General features: G+C 62.2%; 2 protein-coding genes and 1 pseudogene. 2 read left to right on the forward strand and 1 reads right to left on the reverse strand.

The genetic code is table 11. The features are described from left to right. Positions 1-202 (reverse strand): hypothetical protein (locus ACRXB1_RS34165; protein WP_449494555.1); only part of this gene is annotated, 202 nt, incomplete at its 3' end. Between ACRXB1_RS34165 and treZ the strand changes: the two genes are divergently transcribed. Further along, on the forward strand, positions 201-2,072 hold the full coding sequence (gene treZ / locus ACRXB1_RS34170) for a malto-oligosyltrehalose trehalohydrolase (protein ID WP_449494556.1): 1,872 nt from the start codon (positions 201-203) through the stop codon (positions 2,070-2,072). The genes ACRXB1_RS34165 and treZ overlap by 2 nt on opposite strands. Positions 2,073-2,077: 5 nt before the next feature. Continuing rightward, positions 2,078-2,683 (forward strand): annotated as a pseudogene (locus ACRXB1_RS34175) (4-alpha-glucanotransferase); the annotation flags it as partial.

Here is a 2,683-nt window from a genome sequence, read left to right on the forward strand (position 1 = left end):
TACATGAGGGCCCGCGGTTGTTGACCGCCTTGCCGCCTGACCCGGGCACGACCGGAGCGAGGCGCACGCCGGATCCTTGGAAGTCACCCGGCGACCACGAAAGTTGATTGTTGAAGCGATAAATGCGGCGAACGTGGCGGATGTCGAAGCCTGCGCACCCTAGCCAAGTATTTGAAAGCGCCCTTGAAGGCAAAGAGACCATGTCTGAAACTCCCATCGATCCGCACAAGCGTCAATACGCTCATTGCCTGCCCTTCGGCGCCCATCTCACCGATGCCGGCCACACGCGCTACCGGTTCTGGGCGCCATCGCTCGATTCGGTCCAGCTCGAGCTGTACGACGACGACCAGAAACCCACGCTGACGCAGATGAACCCGACCGGCGACGGCTGGTACGAAGCCCTGGCCGAAGGCGGCGCGGGTACCCGCTACCGGTATCGCCTGAGCGACGATCTGGCCGTACCCGATCCCGCATCACGCTTTCAGCCAGAGGATGTTCACGGCCCGAGCGAGGTCATCGACCCGCGTGCGTTCCGCTGGGAAAACACGGAATGGCATGGTCGTCCGTGGGAAGAAACCGTGCTGTACGAACTGCACGTGGGCACGCTCGGCGGTTACGCCGGCGTGACCAGGCAACTCAAGGATCTCGCGCATCTAGGTGTGACGGCCATCGAACTGATGCCGCTCAATGATTTCAGCGGTACCCGCAACTGGGGCTACGACGGCGTGCTGCCGTATGCGCCCGATTCGGCGTACGGCACGCCGGATGAATTGAAGACGCTTATCGATACCGCGCACGGTCTCGGCCTGATGGTCTTCCTCGACGTGGTCTACAACCACTTCGGCCCGGACGGCAATTTCCTGAGCGCGTACGCAAAGACGTTTTTCCGCGAAGGCGTAAACACCCCATGGGGTCCGGCGATCGATTTCGAGCGTCCGCAAGTGCGCGATTTCTTCTTCGATAACGCCATCTACTGGCTCAACGAATATCGTTTCGATGGCTTGCGCCTCGATGCCGTGCACGCCATCAACGACGACGAATGGCTGCGCGAGCTGTCGGACCGCGTGCGTTCTTCGGTGGAACATGGGCGGCACGTGCATCTTGTGCTGGAGAACGAGCACAACACGTCCAATCTCCTGGAATCGCATTTCAACGCCCAGTGGAGCGACGACTCGCACAACACGCTTCACGTGCTGCTGACCGGCGAGGATGAAAGCTACTACGGCGCGTACAGCAAAGAGCCGATCCAGAAACTCGCCCGCGTCCTGAGCGAAGGTTTTGTGTATCAAGGCGAGCCCTCGCCCATTCACGACAACAAACCGCGCGGCGAGCCGAGCGGCCATCTGCCGCCGAGCGCATTCGTGATGTTCCTGCAGAATCACGACCAGGTCGGCAACCGCGCAATGGGTGAACGCCTGCGAACATTGACTTCCGAAGACGCGCTTTACGCAGCGACAGGCCTGATGCTGTTGTCGCCGCAAATCCCGATGCTCTTCATGGAAGAACAGCACGGTTCCACGCAACCCTTCCTGTTTTTCACGGACTATCACGACGAACTGGCCGATGCCGTGCGCGAAGGCCGCCGCAAGGAATTCGCGAAGTTCACCGCATTCACCGACGAAAAACGCCGTGCGCAAATCCCGGATCCGAACCATATCGACACGTTCAGGATGTCGTCGCCGGATGAGTCCAGGCTCGCCCCCGATCACAACGACTGGCTGCATTTCTACCGTTCGGCGCTGGCCGTACGCGCGAAGTTGCTGATGCCGCGTCTGAAGGGTTCAAAGGCGCTGGGCGCAGAGGTTATTGGCGAGAAGGCGGTCGTGGCGAACTGGCGTCTCGGCGATGGCAGTACCTATTCCGTCGCGTTGAATCTCGGCAAGGAAGCCGTGAAGCTCACCGGTCATCCGCCTGGCAAGGTCGTCTTCGAAACCCCGGCTCGCGCACGCGATGCCGCGGACAAGGGCGAGCTCGGCGCCGAGACTTTTATGGCGTGGCTGACAGGCGATTTCGCCGATGCCGCGTTCAATCATGACGCCCGCCGCGTCAAAGCTTCGGGGAAAACCTCGTGAGCACGATCACCACACCGCCGGCCACGTCCGGCCAGACACCCCCGCCGCCGAGTCCAGTGGAGGCGCTTGCCATCAAGGCCGGCTTCGAAGTCGAGTGGCAGGACGCACACAAGCAAACGCAGCGCGTGCCCGAAGCAACGCTGACCGTCCTGCTGGAACGACTAGGTTTGCCCTGCGGCAACGCCGCGCAGCTGAAACAAAGCACCGCCACGCTCGATGCCGAATTGACCGGCCGCAAGCTTCCACCGCTGATGACCGCCGAGGTCGACCGCGCCATAGCGCTGCCGGTCGCCGCCGTGAAAACGGGCGCACGGTATCGGATAGAGCTGGAAAGCGGCGCTGTCATCGACGGACGGTTCACGTCGCCGCGCGGCGAAACGGCGTTGCTCTCGCCGATCTCCGAGCCGGGTTATCACGCGCTCATGATCAACGAGCAGCGCACCACGCTCGCGGTCGCCCCGGCACGTTGCTATACCGTCGATGACGCCTGGCGCGCGATCGAATCCAACGCAAAAAAAGCGCCGCCCATGTGGGGCATCGCCACGCAGGTTTACGGATTGCGGCGCACGGGCGATGGCGGTGTCGGCGATTACACGGCGCTGGCTACCCTA

This window comes from Caballeronia sp. M23-90 (genome assembly GCF_053574605.1).

What these genes read in the sequence shown, in the direction of transcription:
- treZ (WP_449494556.1), top strand. Translation starts at nt 201, where the DNA reads ATGTCTGAAACTCCCATCGATCCGCACAAGCGTCAATACGCTCATTGC.